We start from the raw sequence: 16,856 nt of genomic DNA, 5'->3' as shown, positions 1-16,856 counted from the left end.
TACACTAGTAAAAGTCGAGAGAATTTGTCCTTTTCTGCCTAGAACAATCATTACTCTCAATAAATGAAAGGAGAAAAAAATGCCTACTAATAAAAAAGAAGGAATGCTTTTTACTACGTTAATGTGCTTTCTGATGGTTTTCGGAATGAGCACCTATAATTTATTATTGCATGAAGAGTTTTCATTGTACGCCTTATCAAAAGGTTTGCTTCCTGGATTTATCGTTGCTTTTATTTTAGACGTTTTCATCGTTGGTGTCTTAGCTAAGAAAATCGCTTTTTCTTTACCCTTTAATAAAGAAAAACGGCTATTACTTATTCTGACCATTTCGAGTCTCATGATTATCGGCATGGTGACTTGTATGTCTTTATTTGGCTTATTAATGGAAGGCCAGACGTTGTCACTAAGTGCGTATTTCCAAGCTTGGGGCCTGAACTTTATTGTTGCCCTTCCTTATCAATTGCTGATTGTCGGTCCCTTCTCACGTATGATCTTAACCAATTACCAACAACGACAAACTTAGAAAATAGATTTCTTATCTAAGTTTTAACAGTTGCCTAAAAAAAAGTTAACCTTTTTGATTTATCTTAGTGATAGTTCATTAAAGGAGGAACTGAAGTTGAAAAAATATCGTATTAGCTTATTTCTTGGCTTGATTAGTCTTTTATTATTTATGATCTCTATTTTAGTTGGATCAACATTATCTAGCGATGGACTTTTAAAAGAACCCGCCTTTTTCTGTATGCCGCTCGGTTACTTTTTTCTCTTCATCGCCTTGCTTTCGGTTATAACAATCACATGTAAAGAACATATGAATCAAAAAGGTAAAACAAAACAACCTTAAAAAGAGCCTGACGTTTTGACACGTCCGGCTCTTTTTTTAATAAAAACATGTAAACTTAATTTGCAACAATATTTACTAATTTATCTGGAACAGCAATCACTTTGCGCACTGTTTTTCCTTCAATAAATTCTTTAACAGCTTCATGGTTCATTGCAATTTGTTCTAATTCTTCTTTGCTTAACCCACGAGCGACATTTTGTTTGCCACGTAATTTTCCGTTCACTTGGAAAACTACTTCCACTTCATCTTCTACTAAGGCTGCTTCATCATAGGTTGGCCAAGGGACATAAGTTAAACTTTCCTCGTTACCTAAAATTTGCCATAGTTCTTCACCAATATGTGGCGCGATTGGCGCAAGTAATTGGACAAATCCTTCCACATATTCATAAGGTAAGGCATCCACTTTATTGGCTTCATTCACAAAAACCATTAATTGAGAAATCGCTGTATTAAAGTGCAAGTTTGCCATATCTTCTGTCACTTTTTTAACCGTTTGATGATAAACTTTCGTTAAACGGCCATCATTAATTGTGGTAATTCGGTCACGCATTTTGCCTTCTTCATCAACAATCAGACGCCAAACGCGATCTAAGAATTTACGACTTCCTTCTAATCCATTTTCATTCCAAGCAATGGAGGCATCTAATGGGCCCATGAACATTTCATAAAGACGTAATGTATCCGCACCATATTTAGCCACCACATCATCGGGATTTACAACATTGCCACGTGATTTAGACATTTTTTCGTTGTTTTCTCCTAAAATCATACCTTGGTTGTATAATTTTTGGAAAGGTTCTTTGGTAGGAACCACACCAATATCATATAAGAATTTATGCCAAAAACGAGCATAAAGTAAATGCAGCACCGCATGTTCGGCACCACCAATATAGATATCAACTGGTAACCAACGTTTTAATTTTTCAAAATCAGCAATTTCATTTTTATTATGAGGATCAATGAATCGTAAGTAATACCAAGAGCTTCCAGCCCATTGTGGCATAGTATTCGTTTCACGTTTTCCCTTCATGCCAGTTTCAGGGTCGACGACATTGACCCATTCATCAATGTTTGCTAATGGCGATTCCCCAGTTCCACTTGGGCGAATATCCGATGTTACTGGTAAACGTAGAGGTAACTCAGATTCAGGAACCGTTGTGGTTGTTCCATCTTCCCAATGGATCACAGGAATTGGTTCACCCCAGTAGCGTTGACGAGAGAATAACCAGTCACGTAAACGATAAGATACTTCTTTTTTCCCTACGTGATTTTCTTCTAGCCACTCATTCATTTTAGCGATGGCTTCTGCTTTGTTTAATCCATTTAAGAAATCAGAATTGATATGCGGTCCATCCCCTGTATAGGCTTCTGTTGTAATGTCGCCACCTGCGATTACTGGTAGGATATCAATGCCAAATGTTTTCGCAAATTCGTAATCCCGTTCATCATGCGCTGGGACCGCCATGATTGCGCCTGTGCCATAGCTTGCTAAAACATAATCGCCAATCCAAATTGGAATTTCTTGGCCATTGACTGGATTTATAGCATACGCACCTGTGAAAACACCTGTTTTTTCTTTTGCTAAATCCGTTCTATTTAAATCAGATTTTTTTGAGGTTTCTTCAATATATGCTTCTACAGCTGCTGTTTGTTCAGGTGTCGTAATTTTTTTCACTAGTTCTAGTTCAGGAGCTAGAACAGTATAGGTTGCACCGAACAAGGTATCAGGACGGGTTGTAAACACCGTGAAACTTTCTTCTGTGCCAGCGACTTTAAACGTCACATTGGCTCCTTCAGAACGTCCAATCCAATTTCGTTGCATATCTTTAATACTTTCTGGCCAATCAACAAGCTCTAGATCTTCTAATAAGCGATCTGCATAAGCAGTAATTTTCAGCATCCATTGACGCATTGGTCGGCGAACCACATCATAACCGCCACGTTCACTTTTTCCATCAATGACTTCTTCATTTGAAATAACAGTTCCTAGTTCAGGTACCCAGTTAACCGCAACTTCTGCTTCATAAGCTAACCCTTTTTCATATAATTTTGTAAATATCCATTGTGTCCATTTGTAATATTCAGGATCAGTGGTATTAATTTCGCGATTCCAATCATAGCTGAATCCTAGTGAATTAATTTGGCGACGGAATGTTTCGATATTTTTCTTAGTAAATTCAGCTGGGTCATTTCCTGTATCTAACGCATATTGTTCTGCTGGCAAACCAAACGCATCCCAGCCCATTGGATGCAACACATTATAGCCTTGCGCACGTTTCATACGTGAAAGAATATCGGTTGCTGTATAGCCTTCCGGGTGACCTACGTGTAAACCTTGTCCAGATGGATAGGGAAACATATCTAATGCATAAAATTTTTCTTTATTTGGGTCGTCCAATGTATTGAAACAATTGTTCTTAGCCCAATATTTTTGCCATTTCTTCTCAATCTCTTTGTGATTGTAGCTCATGTTATTCCTCCTAGTAATATAAAATTTTTCATTCTTAAAATTTGCCACCTGCAGCCATTGTCACTATTCTGACTTAAACTAGCCACTTAGTGATAAAAAAAAAGTCCTATAGGAAAAATTCCTATAGGACGTGAACATACAAATGCAACGTGGTACCACCTAAATTCGTCAAAGAAACGGTCAGTCACCGTCACCTTAACCTCAAACGTCTTAACGATCGTCACCGACTTTTTCTACTTGGTTTGTTCAAAAAAGTAACTTAAAGGCGAGTTCAAAAGCTTCTGTACGTATTTCCACCAGCCATACGCTCTCTATCACATGGTTCTTTCTACTATTCCTTCTCATTGTTTTTTTCTATTATAAGACTCATGTTACCAAAGATAGCTATTTTTTTCAATCTTAAATTAACCAACTTTTAAAGTTTGACCAATATAAATTGTATCCCCGCTTAAGCCATTTAATTGTTTGATTTTTTGGATGCTGATTCCGTATTGCATTGATAAGCCCCAAAGTGAATCACCGCTTTTAACTGTATGGCGTTTGCCTGATGCACTATTTGTTGAAGAAGCATTGCCACCTGCAGAAGCGCCTTTTTTCACGATAATTGTTTGACCAGCAAAAATTAAATCGCCTTTGATCCCGTTCCATGAACGTAGATTAGCAACACTCACGCCAAACTGTGCAGAAATTTTATTCAACGTATCGCCTGATTTAATCGTGTAGGATGTTGTCGCACCGCCACCATTATTCGTAGGCTTGTTCGTATTCGTTGAACCTGAGTTGGCGCCTTTTTTCACGATAATCTTTTGACCAGCAAAAATCAAACTACCGCTGATGTTATTCCAGGCTTGTAAGTTAGCCACACTAACACCGAATTGTGCAGAAATTTTGTTCAAGGTATCGCCTGATTTAATCGTGTAGTACGTATTCGTTCCTGATTGATTATTGTTAGAGCCACCGTTGCCTGAGCCGCCGGTGTTACCTGAAGTACCTTTTTTCACAATAATTTTTTGACCAGCGAAGATTAAATCGCCAGAAATGCCATTCCATGAGCGTAAATTAGCAACACTCACGCCATATTGGGCGGCAATTTTGTTCAAGGTATCGCCTGATTTAATTGTGTAGTACGTATTCGTTCCTGATTGATTATTGTTTGAGCCACCGTTGTTTGAGCCACCAGTGTTACCTGAAGCACCTTTTTTCACGATGAGCTTTTGACCAACGAAAATTAAATCGCCAGAGATGCCATTCCATGAGCGTAAATTAGCAACGCTCACGCCATATTGCGCGGCAATCTTATTCAAAGTATCCCCTGATTTTACAGTATAGTACGTGTTCGTTCCTGATTGATTATTGTTTGAGCCACCGTTGTTTGAGCCACCAGTGTTACCTGAAGCACCTTTTTTCACGATAAGTTTTTGACCAACGAAAATTAAATCGCCAGAGATGCCGTTCCATGAGCGTAAATTAGCAACGCTCACACCATATTGCGCGGCAATTTTATTCAAGGTATCCCCTGATTTTACAGTATAGTAGGTGTTCGTTCCTGATTGATTGTTAGAACCTCCTGTTCCTGGATTAACTGTTCCGCCCCCAGTATTTCCGCCAGAAGATGGTGTATCATATTGAGTTAAGTTATATGCGGTAATGACATTATTTAATTTAGCATTGTAGCTAGGATCTGTCGCATAACGACCTGTTAACCAAGCAGTTGCATCGCGATACGAGCTTGTATTGCTTTTCCAAGCCCCAGCATAATAGTAAACGCCCGCTTGGAAAGAAGTTGTTTTTAGCACGTGCGCATTATCTTGGAATGATTCCATGTAAGAAGGATATTTACGGAAAGGTTCTTTTTTCACTAACCATTTGCCGTTTAAATATTCCCATGTATCCATATAGACAGATTGTCCATTGTAGCTGCCTTTAATCCCAAATAAGTTATAGTTTGGTGCCTTAGATAGCGTACTTGCTCCCCAACCACTTTCAACGATTGCTTGAGCCATCATCACTGATGCATATAAATCATTGGCTTGCGCAATAGGTTGTGCACAACGAGCTAACTCGGCAATAAATTCTGAAGGACTTTGCGTCGGTGATAACGCTGAAAAAGTTTGCGCAGAAGCTACTCTAGCTTCTGGTACTTTTACTTCATCATCGGGTGTAACCGCAGGCGCTGCTTCAGACTCGGTTGCTGAAGGAGCTACTGGCGTGATTTCTGCTACTGAAGAATCAGTCGTTCCTGATTCCACAGGTGTAGTTGAATCAACTGTTGGTTGCTCGGTACTTGGTGTTGTTGGTGTTTCTGTTGATGATTCAGTCGTTGTTGACGAATCCGTTGTCGGTTGTTCCGTAGTTCCTGGCGTAGTTTCTGTTGTTGGTGTCTCTACTAAGCCAGTTTCCGTAGTAGGTGCTTGGGCAACTTCCGCATTTGTTGGCTGCTCTTCTGTTGCCTCAGCAGTCACTGGTAGTAACGCAACGGGCGTTCCTACAGATGAAACAATTAACGCCGAGCTGAATAAAGTAGTGCTCTTCTTCCATTGTACTGGCGTTTTCTTTCTTTGTTGTGCTTTCCTTCTTTCGATACGTGACATTGATTCTTTCTTCATTGATACGTCCCCAACTTTCCTTTTTTAACTTATATGTAAATGTAATTTTTTAGTTTTGTTATTATAACAAGTATACCTTTTTTTCTGGCGAATTAAAAACACTTCAACAAAATTTCATATTACTGTAACTAGATTGTAAAGAAGTAATGTTTTTTAACATGGATTTACTCTCTTGTTACTACTCGGAAAAAAACTGCGACTTTAGTTGTAGATGCTTCTTTACCTTAGTCTGATTTTTTTAATTCCTCTTGTTATTCGCCCAAAAAGAAATTATAGTTTAAGATGAGAAATGAATCGTGTAGAAAGAGGGAGCGGAATGAATAAAGAACATTTTATTATTGAGCTGAAAATTTATTTAAAAGCGTTAAATCCAAAAGATCAAGCTATTATTCTTGCGAAATACAAGGCGTTATTTGATGCTCGTGTTGCGGAAGGCGAAACAGAAGAACAAGTGGCAAAATCATTGGGGAAACCACGGGTTATCGCAGAAGAAATTTTAAAAGAACAAGGCATTGAATTAACGGAACGAAAAATTGAAAATAATGGCTGGCAAGAAATTCCAGCGGCTACACCTGCTTATGATCATCCCTATGAAGAAGAATCTGAATTTTACTATGATAATGATTCTCCATACTATCAACGACCACAGCATCGGCCGCTAACCCGATTTTTCCAAGTGCTTGGTATTTTCTGTTTAAATTTTTTCTTCATGTTTTGGGTTATTTTAGGGATTGCCTTAATGTACGTCGGTTGTGGCATTGCCGGAGCTGCAACTTTATTTTCACCAATTTATGGTATTTATAGTGTTATTACCCAAGCAAATGCCGCTTCCTTTTTCCAATTATCTATGAGTCTCTTTTTATTTGGTGCATCAATCATTGGTTGGTTACTATTTCTACCAATTTTAAAATTTTCAGCACATGTCTTTAAGCGTTATTTCCAATGGAACATTGCTGTTTTACGAGGTGATATCTAATGAAAAAAACAACAGGGATTCTCTTATCCATTGCTGTCTTAGCGATGCTAATTGGTGGATCTGGCGCCGTCTATTATTACAAGCAAGCGGAAAAATCAGTCACGCCGCTAAAAGAAAGTTATACACTAAAAAATAAACAAGCAGGCGAAGAACTTCACTTATCCTTAAAAGGCAAAGGCCCTTATACCATTTATAAAACTGATAGTAACAACATGGGATTACGATCACCGAATAATGCCTTTTATTCAAAAGCTGAAGGCACCTTAAATGTCAAAGAAGAAAAAAATAAAATAACAGCAACCATCAATACCACTCGCACACAAAACCAACCCGAGTTGTCATTTTTTAATATTGGCATTTTTAGTGACTTCACACCGAACGTGAGTGTCCAGATTCCTAATAATGTGAAAAAGTTAGTAATTGATGGCTCAACCAATTCACAAGTTTCATTGAATGCTTTTAACGTAGACGAATTAACAACTAATCTACCAAATTCTTATGTTAGTCTATCGGGTGTTAAAGCCAAAAAAATGACGCTTAACTCTTCAGATGGTATCTACCTTTCAGCGGATACTTCCGCTAAAAAAGCAACAGTTGAAACCACTGACGGCGATATAACGTTGGATTCAGCCTATTTCGATGAAATCAAAAATACTACTATTTCTGGTGATATTCGAGTGCAAAATGCTCGCGGAAACATCCAAGCAACAACGACAGATGGCGATATTAGCGTCTATGATTTCAAAGGAGAAGCTAACTTTTCAAGTGAAAATGGTGATTTTTCTTTAGACATGCCTGCTGTGCCTAAAAAATTAACTGTTGCTCTTGTCCATGGAGATATTTATGTAAATTCTGGAGAAATTTTGCGTAACATTTCAATCAAAGGTGAATCAAAATTAGGCGATGTTCAACTTTTAAACAAAGAGCGAACATCTTATAAGAATGGTCGTGCGGATACAGAGTTTAACCTTTCTAGCGAATTCGGCGATATTACCGTTGATACTCCTGATGATGATAATCAATAACCATGCACCATTTAAAAAAGTTCTGGCACCACAATGAGAGATTGTGCTGCCAGAACTTTTTTAATATCTGTATCCCCTCTAATCAGGCAATGAAATTATCTTTTAATTTTTTACCCTTTTGATGGTATAATACGGATTGTTGCGATTAAATTTTGAAAGGATTTTTTATGAAAAACAAACTTTATTATCAATTTGCAGGTAGTTGTTTTCTTTTAGTATTTATGTTTTTAGGCTACGTTGTTCGTTTTTATCCAACCTGGCTCAAAGGCTTTGATCAAACGATTACTTCTTTTGTTCGTCGTCCTTTTCCACAGCTAAATAACTTTTTTATTTGGTACACCAAATTTGCCAATTCATTGACGATTATCATCTTAGCAATCGTTGTCATTGCTCTGTTTATTGTTTGGAAATATTATGCTGAAGCATTATGGCTCTTTATTAATACTGCCTTAATTGCTGGCGTAGGTAATTCTTTATTAAAATTATTCTTTATGCGCCAACGTCCTACTTTGGAGCATTTAGTAACTGAACATACGTATAGTTTTCCTAGCGGACATGCTGTAGGAAGTACCTTGTTCTACGGCACTATTTTATTGATTCTGCCAATTTTCATTAAAAATAAAACGGTCCGCCTTTGTGTGCAAATTTTACTAGGTATTGGGATTTTCATGATTGGGGTTAGTCGAATCTATTTAGGTGTCCATTTCCCTAGCGATATCTTAGGTGGTTTTTGTCTTGGTTTAGCTTGGTTGTTATTAAGTTACCCTATTTATTTAGAAAAACGCTTTGTTTGGCGATTTCAAAGCAAACAACGCTAGAAAGAAGTCTTGATTATGCAAATTTTTCCTTATTCAGATGATCCAAATAAACGCTATCACACTTGGAACTATGCACTTCGTCAACAGTTTGGTGAAAAGATTTTTAAAGTGCCAATTGATGGTGGCTTTGATTGCCCCAATCGTGATGGGACGGTTGCCAAAGGTGGTTGTACGTTCTGTAGTGTTTCTGGCTCAGGCGACATGATTGTTGCACCTAGCGATCCCCTGCCGCTTCAATTTCAAAAAGAAATCCAATTGATGCATCAAAAATGGCCAACTGTCGATCAATACATTGTTTACTTCCAAAATTTCACCAATACACATGCGCCCGTTGACGTTATTCGTCATCGGTTTGAACAAGTAGTCAATGAAAAAGGCGTCGTTGGTTTATCCATTGGTACCCGTCCTGATTGTTTGCCTGATGAGGTAGTGAACTATTTAGCCGAATTAAATGAACGCTTTTATTTATGGGTAGAGTTGGGTTTGCAAACCACATTTGAGGAAACTAGCGCTGCCATTAATCGCGCTCATGATTATCAAACATATCTAGATGGCGTGGCTAAATTACGGAAACACGGGATTCGGGTCTGTACACATTTAATTAACGGGCTACCTGGTGAAACCCCCGCTATGATGCGCGAAAATGTGCGGCGAACTATTCAGGATTCAGATATCCAAGGGATTAAACTGCACTTACTTCATTTAATGACAAATACCAAAATGATGCGGGATTATAATGAAGGACGCTTACAATTGATGAGCAAAGAAGCCTATGTTTCAGTGATTTGTGATCAGTTAGAAATGATTCCACCCGAAATTGTTATTCATCGCTTGACAGGCGATGCTCCCTTTGAAACAATTATCGGACCGATGTGGAGCTTGAAAAAATGGGAAGTTCTCAATGCGATTGATGCGGAAATGAAACGCCGCAACAGTTATCAAGGAAAATATACTGTCATTTCAGGAAAGGAAGTTTTCAATTAATGCTACAAACAGCCCTACATTTTAGTCACCAACTTTTAAAAGAAGTAGTGGAACCTGGCGACTTCGTCATTGATGCAACAATGGGAAATGGTCATGATACAGCATTCTTAGCAGAGCTGGTTGGCCCTTCTGGTGAAGTTTTCGCCTTTGATATCCAAAAAGAAGCGTTGATCAATACAGAACAAAAGTTAACAGAACTTAATTTACTCCCACAAACTACGTTATTTCCATTAGGACATGAACATCTTCATGCTGTCCTAGATGAAGAAACAGAAATCACTGCCGCTATTTTTAACTTAGGCTATTTACCTAAAAGTAATAAGGAAATTATTACAAAACCCGCTACGACTAAACAGGCGTTAGATGGGTTACTGCCTCATTTGGTAAAAGGAAGTCGCATTATTTTAGTCGTTTATTATGGCCACGAAGGCGGTTCAGAGGAACTTGATTTGGTCACGAATTACACGCAAGCCTTACCACAAGATGTTTACAGTGTCTTACGTTATGAGTTTATCAATCAAAAAAATCAGCCACCTGTTCTTTTCTGTATTGAAAAGAAATAAGAGAACATGGTCGGATTGTCTCCAGCAATCCGATCATGTTCTCTTTTATTTGTTTTGTTACTCTGTCAATTCACCATCACGAATACGAACCACTCGATCACAGTATTTCAACAAACGCTCATCATGTGTCACCATGATAATTCCTTTATCTTTCTCTTTAGCCTCTTTCGCTAGTAATTGGACAACATCAAACGCCTTTTCTGTATCTAAACTAGCCGTTGGTTCATCTGCCAAAATTACGTCTGGCTCATGATACAATGCACACGCAATGGCTACCCGTTGTCTTTCCCCACCAGAGAGATCACGAGGATAACTATTTCGTAATTCTTTTAAACCCAACGTCTCTAACAATTGCTCTTTTAATTCACTATTTTTACGTGACTTATCAACTTTTTCAATTAAGTGAAATTGATCTTCCACTGTTAAAAATGGCACCAAATTAGAGCTTTGTAAAATAAAGCCGATTTTTTGAAAACGTTGCGCCAAACGTTGCTTCTTCGTTAACTTATTTAGTGATTGCCCGCCAACAATGACTTCACCACTTGTCGGTGCCTGTAAACCAGCTGCAATCGTTAAAAAGGTACTTTTACCAGAACCAGAAGGACCAATTACTGCGACAAATTCACCTGGCTGAACCGCAAAAGATAATTCTTTTAACGCGATCACTTCTGTATGTTTTTCACCATATTTTTTATAAATATTTTTCATTTCTAAAACATTTGCCATGTCTCTAACCTCCAATCGCGATTAACGGATCAATTTTAGCAATCGTTCGAATTGAAAATGCCCCGCCAATTAATGCAGATAAAATCAATAGTACACTAAACAAAATCATGCGTGGTCCATTAGTTGCATAAGGCATCGCTTCTGGTAAAAAGAGCACGGTAATTCCCGTTAAAGCAAGACCAATCGCCACTCCTAGAACAGCCAATAAAGCGGTTTGTAGCATGACTGCCTTTGCTAAGAAACTAGTCGGCACCCCTTGAACTTTTAAGACACCGAACATTGCTGTTTTCTGTAAAGTCATCACAAAGATAAAAATACCGATAATGAACGCTGCAATCACAATTAAGAAATAAATCATGCCATCCAAGGTCAAGTTTTGAGCGCTGTATCCCGGCAGTTTTTCAATAAAATCTGAAATTGAAAGAACTTGGCTGTCTTTATTAGTCGTTTTAACTTCCGCGTTGTCCTTGCTGCGAACAATGAAACCATTAACCATTTTGGCCATTGCTGGATTGTCACCATATTTAATTGACCGCCAAGTATCCAGAGAAGTGTAAATAACTGGCACAATGTTATAGCTACTTTTAGAAATAAAGCCGACAATTTCTAATTGCTCATCATATTTCCCTGCAGTTAATTTGTCGCCAATTTTAAATCCTTGATTTTTCAATGTTTCTGAAGCAATCACTTGATTTTTATCAGTAAATGCGTTTCCTTCAATCACTTTTGGCATTAAAAAACTTTCTTTTTCAATCCCAAATAAGCTAACATTCGTTAATTCAGCCTTTTTATCATCTGCTGGGCGGATGGCTAACGACTGTTGACCAATCGGTGCAATTTTGCCTCCTGAAATCGTCTCTTTCACGTTTTCATCTAACACTGATACATTTAAATTACTATTGGCCTCTTTTGATAAAACCACTTGATTCGCTTGCCATTGATCTACGGCTAAACGATTTCCTTGAGCTAAACCGTTCGCTAAACCTGACAAAATAAAAATTAACCAAGCAATCAAGACCATTACTAAAACTACAAGGACGTACCGTCCTTTTGAATACTTCATTTCATTAAATCCTAAAAACATGAATGGTTCACCTCTTTCTTCTTTTCGAAATAAACTATATCACTTATCAATCGATAAATCAATAATTATTTATCAATTGATAAGTGAATTTTACAAAAAAATAGAGAAGTCTGTTTTCCAACAGGGCTTCTCTATTTTTTATTTGTGACTTTTCAGAACGCCATGTAGCATAAATTGAATAAATTTTTTGACATCGTCATCCACTGTTTTTCGCTGGTACGTTTTTTCAATACTTAATAATGCACTAACGTTATATAAAATAAACCGAGTTGCATCATCTACACTGATGCCCTCTTGTAAGCAATTGGTTTCAGGTTCACTTTCAAAAATAGCCGCAATATTATTGATATAGGTTTTTTTGAAAATTTGATACAGCGTACGATTGTAATCAGGGCCCATTTCTTGAAACATGTCGTTCAACATTAAGAAAAGATTGGTCGGATGTTCATCTAACAAAACTTTGATTAATTGATAAAGTTTTTCTTCTACTGATGCATTTCCAGAAACAATTGGGACTAATTCTTCCTGAACACGGGACGTTAATTCTTCAATCACAGCTAAATACAGTTCTTTTTTATTTTTAAAATGGTGATAGAGATTCGGTTGGGTAATGTTCGCTTTTAAAGCAATTTCACGAGTGGAGGTATTTTTGAACCCCTTTGTCATGAATAATTCAGAAGCGACAGACAAAATAATTTGCCGTGTACGTTCTAAATCAGCTTTGCGTTTATTTGGCTTTTCCATGGTTTTCTCGCCCCCTGCTGCTTTTTATTTTAGCATATTCTCCGGCAAGAAACGAGAGACCTTTATACAAAAAACGAAAAATATACAATCAATGTGCCTGCTATTTGGAGAAGAATCGCGCAATAATACCACCGCTGCAGATGTATCAGCCAGCCTTTTTCGCCCCCAAAATAAATCAACCACTGCAGTCCATATAAAAAACTATTAGCCAACAACCAAAAAAGTAGTGCCGATTTTGTCCATCGATTCTCTCTGAATACACTCAGTACAAATAAAGTATTTAGCACCAAAAACGTGCGCCGTAATTGTCGTACATTCCTCATTTTCCCCATTGATATATCTCCTTTTTCTATTTAGCATAGCAAAAAAAGAAGCAAATGAGAATGACTCATTTTGCTTCTTTTTCAACTTATTCAAAAACAAATTGATTTTTATAAAGTTCCGCATAGAATCCATCTTGTTCAACTAGTTCATGGTGGTTGCCTTCTTCAATGACTTCACCGTCTCGTAAAACAATAATCCGATCCGCATTTAGAATCGTTTTCAAACGATGGGCAATCACAAAACTGGTGCGCCCTTTAATTGCTTCGTCCATCGCTTTTTGGATTTTAGCTTCTGTTACTGTATCAACATTACTTGTTGCTTCATCCAAAATTAATAATTCTGGATTGGTAATAATCGTTCGTGCAATACTTACTAATTGCTTTTGCCCCGTACTGAAAAGGTTATTCTCTTCCGTAATCTCAGTATCGTAGCCTTGCTCAAGATTTACAATAAATTCATGGATATTCGCTTGTTTCGCTGCTTGAACAATTTCTTCATCCGTGGCCTCTGGCTTACCAAAAGCAATATTCTCACGAATTGTTCCTGAAAATAGAACGGACTCTTGCAAAACAATGCCTACATGTGAACGCAAGCTATCTAAATCCATTTCACGAATGTCCACACCATCAAACGTCACGGCGCCTTCATTCACATCATAAAAGCGATTCATTAAATTCATAATCGTTGTTTTTCCTGAGCCTGTCGGTCCGACTAAAGCGACCATTTCACCTTTATCCACATGAATAGAAACATCTTTCAACACAGGCGTTTCTGGATTATAGCCAAAAACAACATGATTTAAAGCCACAGCTTTGTTAATCTCTTCTAATTTTTCGCCATTTTCGGGACGAATTTCATTTGGTTCATCAAACATCTCATTTAAACGACGAGCGCCTGTAACAGCTAATTGAATCATGCTATAACCTGAAGAAATTTGCATCAATGGTTGATAATATTGTTGGGAATATTGGACAAACATAACGACTAAACCTAGCGCAGCGGCACGATCAACAGAGCCATTGATTGCTAACCAACCACCAAAGAAAATAACAATCGCCGTATTGACTAATGACATTCCTTGCATCATTGGGAAAAGTAATCCTGAATACACTTGACCTTTATACGTAGCGGCACGAACTTTTTCATTTTGCTCTAAAAAGCCGTCAATGGTTTCTTCTTGTAAGCCATTAGTGATAATCACACGTTGCCCACTAATTTTTTCATCCATATAGCCATTTAATTTACCCACTTCATCTTGCTGTAAATCGACATATTTGCGCGCCTTGCTAATCACAAAGACCGCAATTAAAATCGCAATCGGCGTAGAAGCAATTGTGGCCCATGCCAGTTCCACATTTTGACGGAACATCATGATTAAGACACCAACCAATAAGGCAATATTGGTTAATACTTGTAGCAACGCTTGGTTTAAACTGTTTTGGATGTTGTCTAAGTCACTAGTAAAACGACTTAAAATTTCACCATCTTGATGAGAATCAAAGAAACGAATCGTCAATTTTTCTAATTTGTTAAACAAACCAATCCGCATGCGGTTCGTCGATTTCCCCACGACTTGTGTAAAGAGAATACTATAAATGAAACTAGCGGCACTAGTTAAGACATAAAAAATGAGTAGTTTCCAAATGACAGAAACGAACGCACTTTTATCGTCTTTTCCTTGCATCACATTAACCGCATATTTCGCTAATTCCTGAATAGCTTCCCCAACGAATTGTGGCGCTTTGACTTGTAAATAAGTCGCTGCGAAAATTGCTAAGAAAATAAAGAGGAAAGAAACTTTGTAACGTTTTAAATAATGATAGAAAAATTTACTAGCTTTTATTAAATCAGTCATTAAGCTTCCTCCTTTCCTTTTTGAGTTTCGTAAATTTCTTGATACACGGGGTTCGTAGCTGCTAATTCTTCATGCGTGCCTTCCCCGACTAAACGTCCATTATCCAATACTAAAATACGATCTGCATGGACAACAGAAGAAATTTTTTGGGCAATAACGATCGTGGTAGTCTCTTTTAACTCTTTATCCAACGCTTCTCGGACTAACCGCTCCGAACGAGCATCCAACGCGCTGGTGCTATCATCTAAAATCAAAATTTTAGGCTCACCAATCACACCTCTAGTAATTGATAACCGTTGTTTTTGTCCACCAGAAAAGTTATTACTTCGTTCTTCGACGGGTGCATCATAACCTTCTGCCAATTTTTCAATAAATTCCTTGGCTTGGGCGATGCCTGAAGCCCGTTCCATGTCCGCTTCAGAAGCGTCACGTTTACCATGGCGTAGATTTTGCGCAATCGTTCCAGAGAACAGGATTGCTTTTTGCAACACAAAGGAAACTGTTTTTCGTAAACTGTGTTCGTTCACTTCTCGTAAATCGACACCACCAACTTCAATCTTTCCTTCTGTCGGATCAAACAAACGTGGAATTAATTGTGCCAACGTAGATTTACCAGCACCAGTTGCGCCCACAATCCCAATCATTTCACCTGGCTGAATAGAGAAAGAGATGTCTTTCAAGGTATCTTCTTCATCCCCAGGATAACGGAAAGATACGTGGTCAAACTCAACACTACCAATTAACTCTTGTTCTGGGACTTTTTTGTAGGTAACATCTGGTTCTGTTTCCATCACTTCTTTAATCCGCTTAATGGAAACAGCGGCACGAGAAGTCATCATCATCATCATTCCGCCGATAATAATCGCCATCATGATTTGCATTAAATAGTTCATAAAGGAAGCGACACCACCGATTAAAGTTGGATCGTCCTTGACTAAGTTACTCACAAAGAAAATTGAGCCTACAACAGCTAAGTTCGCCACCAACATAAACGCTGGAATCATCACAGCAAATAAGCTACCTACGATTAAGTTATGGGTGGTTAATTCTTCACTCACTTTTGTAAAACGTGACAATTGATTTTTTTCTTGAACAAATGATTTGACGACACGAATGCCTAACAAATTTTCTTTTGCGATGCCATTAATCTTATCAATCAAGTTTTGAATAATCATGAAATGCTTGCCCATTTGCGAAAAGGACAGCATAGAAATCAAAATAACTGCGATGACAAGTGCAACAATCACCCACCATAGTTGTGGCAAGGTTAGCATCGCTAAAATAAAACTCCCGATAAATAAAAAAGGAATTCTAAAAAGTGTCTGCAACGCAATCATAATGACATTTTGAATTTGAGTAACGTCATTTGTTAAACGAACAACTAAGTTACCTGCTGAAAATTTTTCGATATTGCCAAATGAAAAGGTTTGGATTTTGCGGAAAGTTGCTTCACGAATGTCAGCACTGACACCTTGGGCAACTTTGGCAGAAAAAATTGTATTAATAACCCCTGCAACGAGTCCTAATCCTGCAATGGCAATTAATTGAATCCCTAAGTTTTTCATTTTGTCGCTATCGTCATTCATAATTGCTTCCAACACTTGTTGTAACAATTTTGGTTGCCAAAGTGCTGAGACAACCATTACGATCACCGCCAACAAGGCAATAACTACCGAGCCTTTGTATTTTTTGGCGTGTTGAATAATAAGGTCCATCTTATCCCTACTTTCTTAAAATAGTTCCCTGCTTCTTCAGTGTTGGTCTGCGAATTCTTCCCCATTACAAAAAAATCAATTTGCTCATTGACTTCACCAATTTAACACTGTAAAATAAGGCC

Annotated in this window: 14 protein-coding genes and 1 other annotated feature; of the genes, 7 read left to right on the top strand and 7 right to left on the bottom strand. The window is 37.8% G+C overall.

The genetic code is table 11. The features are described from left to right. The first annotated feature begins 79 nt into the window (after positions 1 to 79). Positions 80 to 523, top strand: coding sequence for a hypothetical protein (locus IGL32_RS02725; protein ID WP_002379142.1), 444 nt, complete (start codon positions 80 to 82; stop codon positions 521 to 523). 96 nt (positions 524 to 619) lie between these two features. Further along, positions 620 to 844 carry a DUF3955 domain-containing protein gene (locus IGL32_RS02720; protein WP_167591290.1) on the top strand — a complete coding sequence of 75 codons (225 nt, stop codon included), beginning with the start codon at positions 620 to 622 and terminating at the stop codon, positions 842 to 844. A gap of 55 nt (positions 845 to 899) precedes the next feature. Here IGL32_RS02720 and leuS read toward each other — a convergent pair whose 3' ends face one another. Together leuS and IGL32_RS02710 are read right to left on the bottom strand one after the other, a co-directional pair. Next, positions 900 to 3,314, bottom strand: coding sequence for a leucine--tRNA ligase (leuS, locus tag IGL32_RS02715; RefSeq protein ID WP_002364766.1), 2,415 nt, complete (start codon positions 3,312 to 3,314; stop codon positions 900 to 902). Positions 3,315 to 3,435: 121 nt separating this feature from the next. Beyond that, positions 3,436 to 3,668, bottom strand: a binding site (T-box leader). A gap of 50 nt (positions 3,669 to 3,718) precedes the next feature. Beyond that, positions 3,719 to 5,920, bottom strand: a complete 2,202-nt coding sequence (locus IGL32_RS02710) for an autolysin (protein ID WP_002426019.1) — start codon at positions 5,918 to 5,920, stop codon at positions 3,719 to 3,721. 316 nt (positions 5,921 to 6,236) lie between these two features. Between IGL32_RS02710 and IGL32_RS02705 the strand changes: the two genes are divergently transcribed. The 5 genes from IGL32_RS02705 to IGL32_RS02685 all read left to right on the top strand — a co-directional run bounded on the left by IGL32_RS02705 (position 6,237) and on the right by IGL32_RS02685 (position 10,286). Continuing rightward, positions 6,237 to 6,896 (top strand): DUF1700 domain-containing protein, encoded by a 660-nt coding sequence (locus IGL32_RS02705; protein ID WP_002381265.1) that lies wholly within the window; start codon positions 6,237 to 6,239, stop codon positions 6,894 to 6,896. Further along, entirely contained in the window at positions 6,896 to 7,921 is a 1,026-nt protein-coding gene (locus tag IGL32_RS02700) for a DUF4097 family beta strand repeat-containing protein (RefSeq protein ID WP_002426020.1), read from the top strand. The genes IGL32_RS02705 and IGL32_RS02700 overlap by 1 nt, the downstream gene beginning before the upstream one ends. Before the next feature lie 167 nt (positions 7,922 to 8,088). Continuing rightward, positions 8,089 to 8,739, top strand: a complete 651-nt coding sequence (locus IGL32_RS02695; RefSeq protein WP_002355669.1) for a phosphatase PAP2 family protein — start codon at positions 8,089 to 8,091, stop codon at positions 8,737 to 8,739. A gap of 15 nt (positions 8,740 to 8,754) precedes the next feature. Then, complete coding sequence (locus tag IGL32_RS02690) at positions 8,755 to 9,723, top strand: TIGR01212 family radical SAM protein (protein WP_002355668.1); 969 nt, start codon at positions 8,755 to 8,757, stop codon at positions 9,721 to 9,723. Continuing rightward, entirely contained in the window at positions 9,723 to 10,286 is a 564-nt protein-coding gene (locus IGL32_RS02685; RefSeq protein ID WP_002355667.1) for a class I SAM-dependent methyltransferase, read from the top strand. Before IGL32_RS02690 ends, IGL32_RS02685 begins: the two co-directional genes overlap by 1 nt. A gap of 57 nt (positions 10,287 to 10,343) precedes the next feature. Here IGL32_RS02685 and IGL32_RS02680 read toward each other — a convergent pair whose 3' ends face one another. The 5 genes from IGL32_RS02680 to erfC form a co-directional block, all read right to left on the bottom strand. Next, positions 10,344 to 11,012, bottom strand: coding sequence for an ABC transporter ATP-binding protein (locus tag IGL32_RS02680; RefSeq protein ID WP_002363221.1), 669 nt, complete (start codon positions 11,010 to 11,012; stop codon positions 10,344 to 10,346). A 4-nt stretch (positions 11,013 to 11,016) separates the two neighbouring features. Beyond that, complete coding sequence (locus IGL32_RS02675; RefSeq protein WP_002355665.1) at positions 11,017 to 12,096, bottom strand: ABC transporter permease; 1,080 nt, start codon at positions 12,094 to 12,096, stop codon at positions 11,017 to 11,019. A gap of 138 nt (positions 12,097 to 12,234) precedes the next feature. Further along, positions 12,235 to 12,840 (bottom strand): TetR/AcrR family transcriptional regulator, encoded by a 606-nt coding sequence (locus IGL32_RS02670; protein WP_002355664.1) that lies wholly within the window; start codon positions 12,838 to 12,840, stop codon positions 12,235 to 12,237. Positions 12,841 to 13,249: 409 nt separating this feature from the next. Next, on the bottom strand, positions 13,250 to 15,019 hold the full coding sequence (gene erfD / locus IGL32_RS02665; RefSeq protein ID WP_002378051.1) for a multidrug ABC transporter ATP-binding protein/permease ErfD: 1,770 nt from the start codon (positions 15,017 to 15,019) through the stop codon (positions 13,250 to 13,252). After that, positions 15,019 to 16,734 carry a multidrug ABC transporter ATP-binding protein/permease ErfC gene (erfC, locus tag IGL32_RS02660; protein ID WP_002355662.1) on the bottom strand — a complete coding sequence of 572 codons (1,716 nt, stop codon included), beginning with the start codon at positions 16,732 to 16,734 and terminating at the stop codon, positions 15,019 to 15,021. Before erfC ends, erfD begins: the two co-directional genes overlap by 1 nt. Positions 16,735 to 16,856: the final 122 nt, after the last annotated feature.

This window comes from Enterococcus sp. AZ035 (genome assembly GCF_050548325.1).
Classification (GTDB): domain Bacteria; phylum Bacillota; class Bacilli; order Lactobacillales; family Enterococcaceae; genus Enterococcus; species Enterococcus faecalis.
This window is presented reverse-complemented; position numbering and strand designations above follow the sequence as displayed.

What these genes read in the sequence shown, in the direction of transcription:
- IGL32_RS02725 (WP_002379142.1), top strand. Translation starts at nt 80, where the DNA reads ATGCCTACTAATAAAAAAGAAGGAATGCTTTTTACTACGTTAATGTGC.
- leuS (WP_002364766.1), bottom strand. Translation starts at nt 3,314, where the DNA reads ATGAGCTACAATCACAAAGAGATTGAGAAGAAATGGCAAAAATATTGG.
- IGL32_RS02710 (WP_002426019.1), bottom strand. Translation starts at nt 5,920, where the DNA reads ATGAAGAAAGAATCAATGTCACGTATCGAAAGAAGGAAAGCACAACAA.
- IGL32_RS02705 (WP_002381265.1), top strand. Translation starts at nt 6,237, where the DNA reads ATGAATAAAGAACATTTTATTATTGAGCTGAAAATTTATTTAAAAGCG.
- IGL32_RS02700 (WP_002426020.1), top strand. Translation starts at nt 6,896, where the DNA reads ATGAAAAAAACAACAGGGATTCTCTTATCCATTGCTGTCTTAGCGATG.
- IGL32_RS02695 (WP_002355669.1), top strand. Translation starts at nt 8,089, where the DNA reads ATGAAAAACAAACTTTATTATCAATTTGCAGGTAGTTGTTTTCTTTTA.
- IGL32_RS02690 (WP_002355668.1), top strand. Translation starts at nt 8,755, where the DNA reads ATGCAAATTTTTCCTTATTCAGATGATCCAAATAAACGCTATCACACT.
- IGL32_RS02685 (WP_002355667.1), top strand. Translation starts at nt 9,723, where the DNA reads ATGCTACAAACAGCCCTACATTTTAGTCACCAACTTTTAAAAGAAGTA.
- IGL32_RS02680 (WP_002363221.1), bottom strand. Translation starts at nt 11,012, where the DNA reads ATGGCAAATGTTTTAGAAATGAAAAATATTTATAAAAAATATGGTGAA.
- IGL32_RS02675 (WP_002355665.1), bottom strand. Translation starts at nt 12,096, where the DNA reads ATGTTTTTAGGATTTAATGAAATGAAGTATTCAAAAGGACGGTACGTC.
- IGL32_RS02670 (WP_002355664.1), bottom strand. Translation starts at nt 12,840, where the DNA reads ATGGAAAAGCCAAATAAACGCAAAGCTGATTTAGAACGTACACGGCAA.
- erfD (WP_002378051.1), bottom strand. Translation starts at nt 15,019, where the DNA reads ATGACTGATTTAATAAAAGCTAGTAAATTTTTCTATCATTATTTAAAA.
- erfC (WP_002355662.1), bottom strand. Translation starts at nt 16,734, where the DNA reads ATGGACCTTATTATTCAACACGCCAAAAAATACAAAGGCTCGGTAGTT.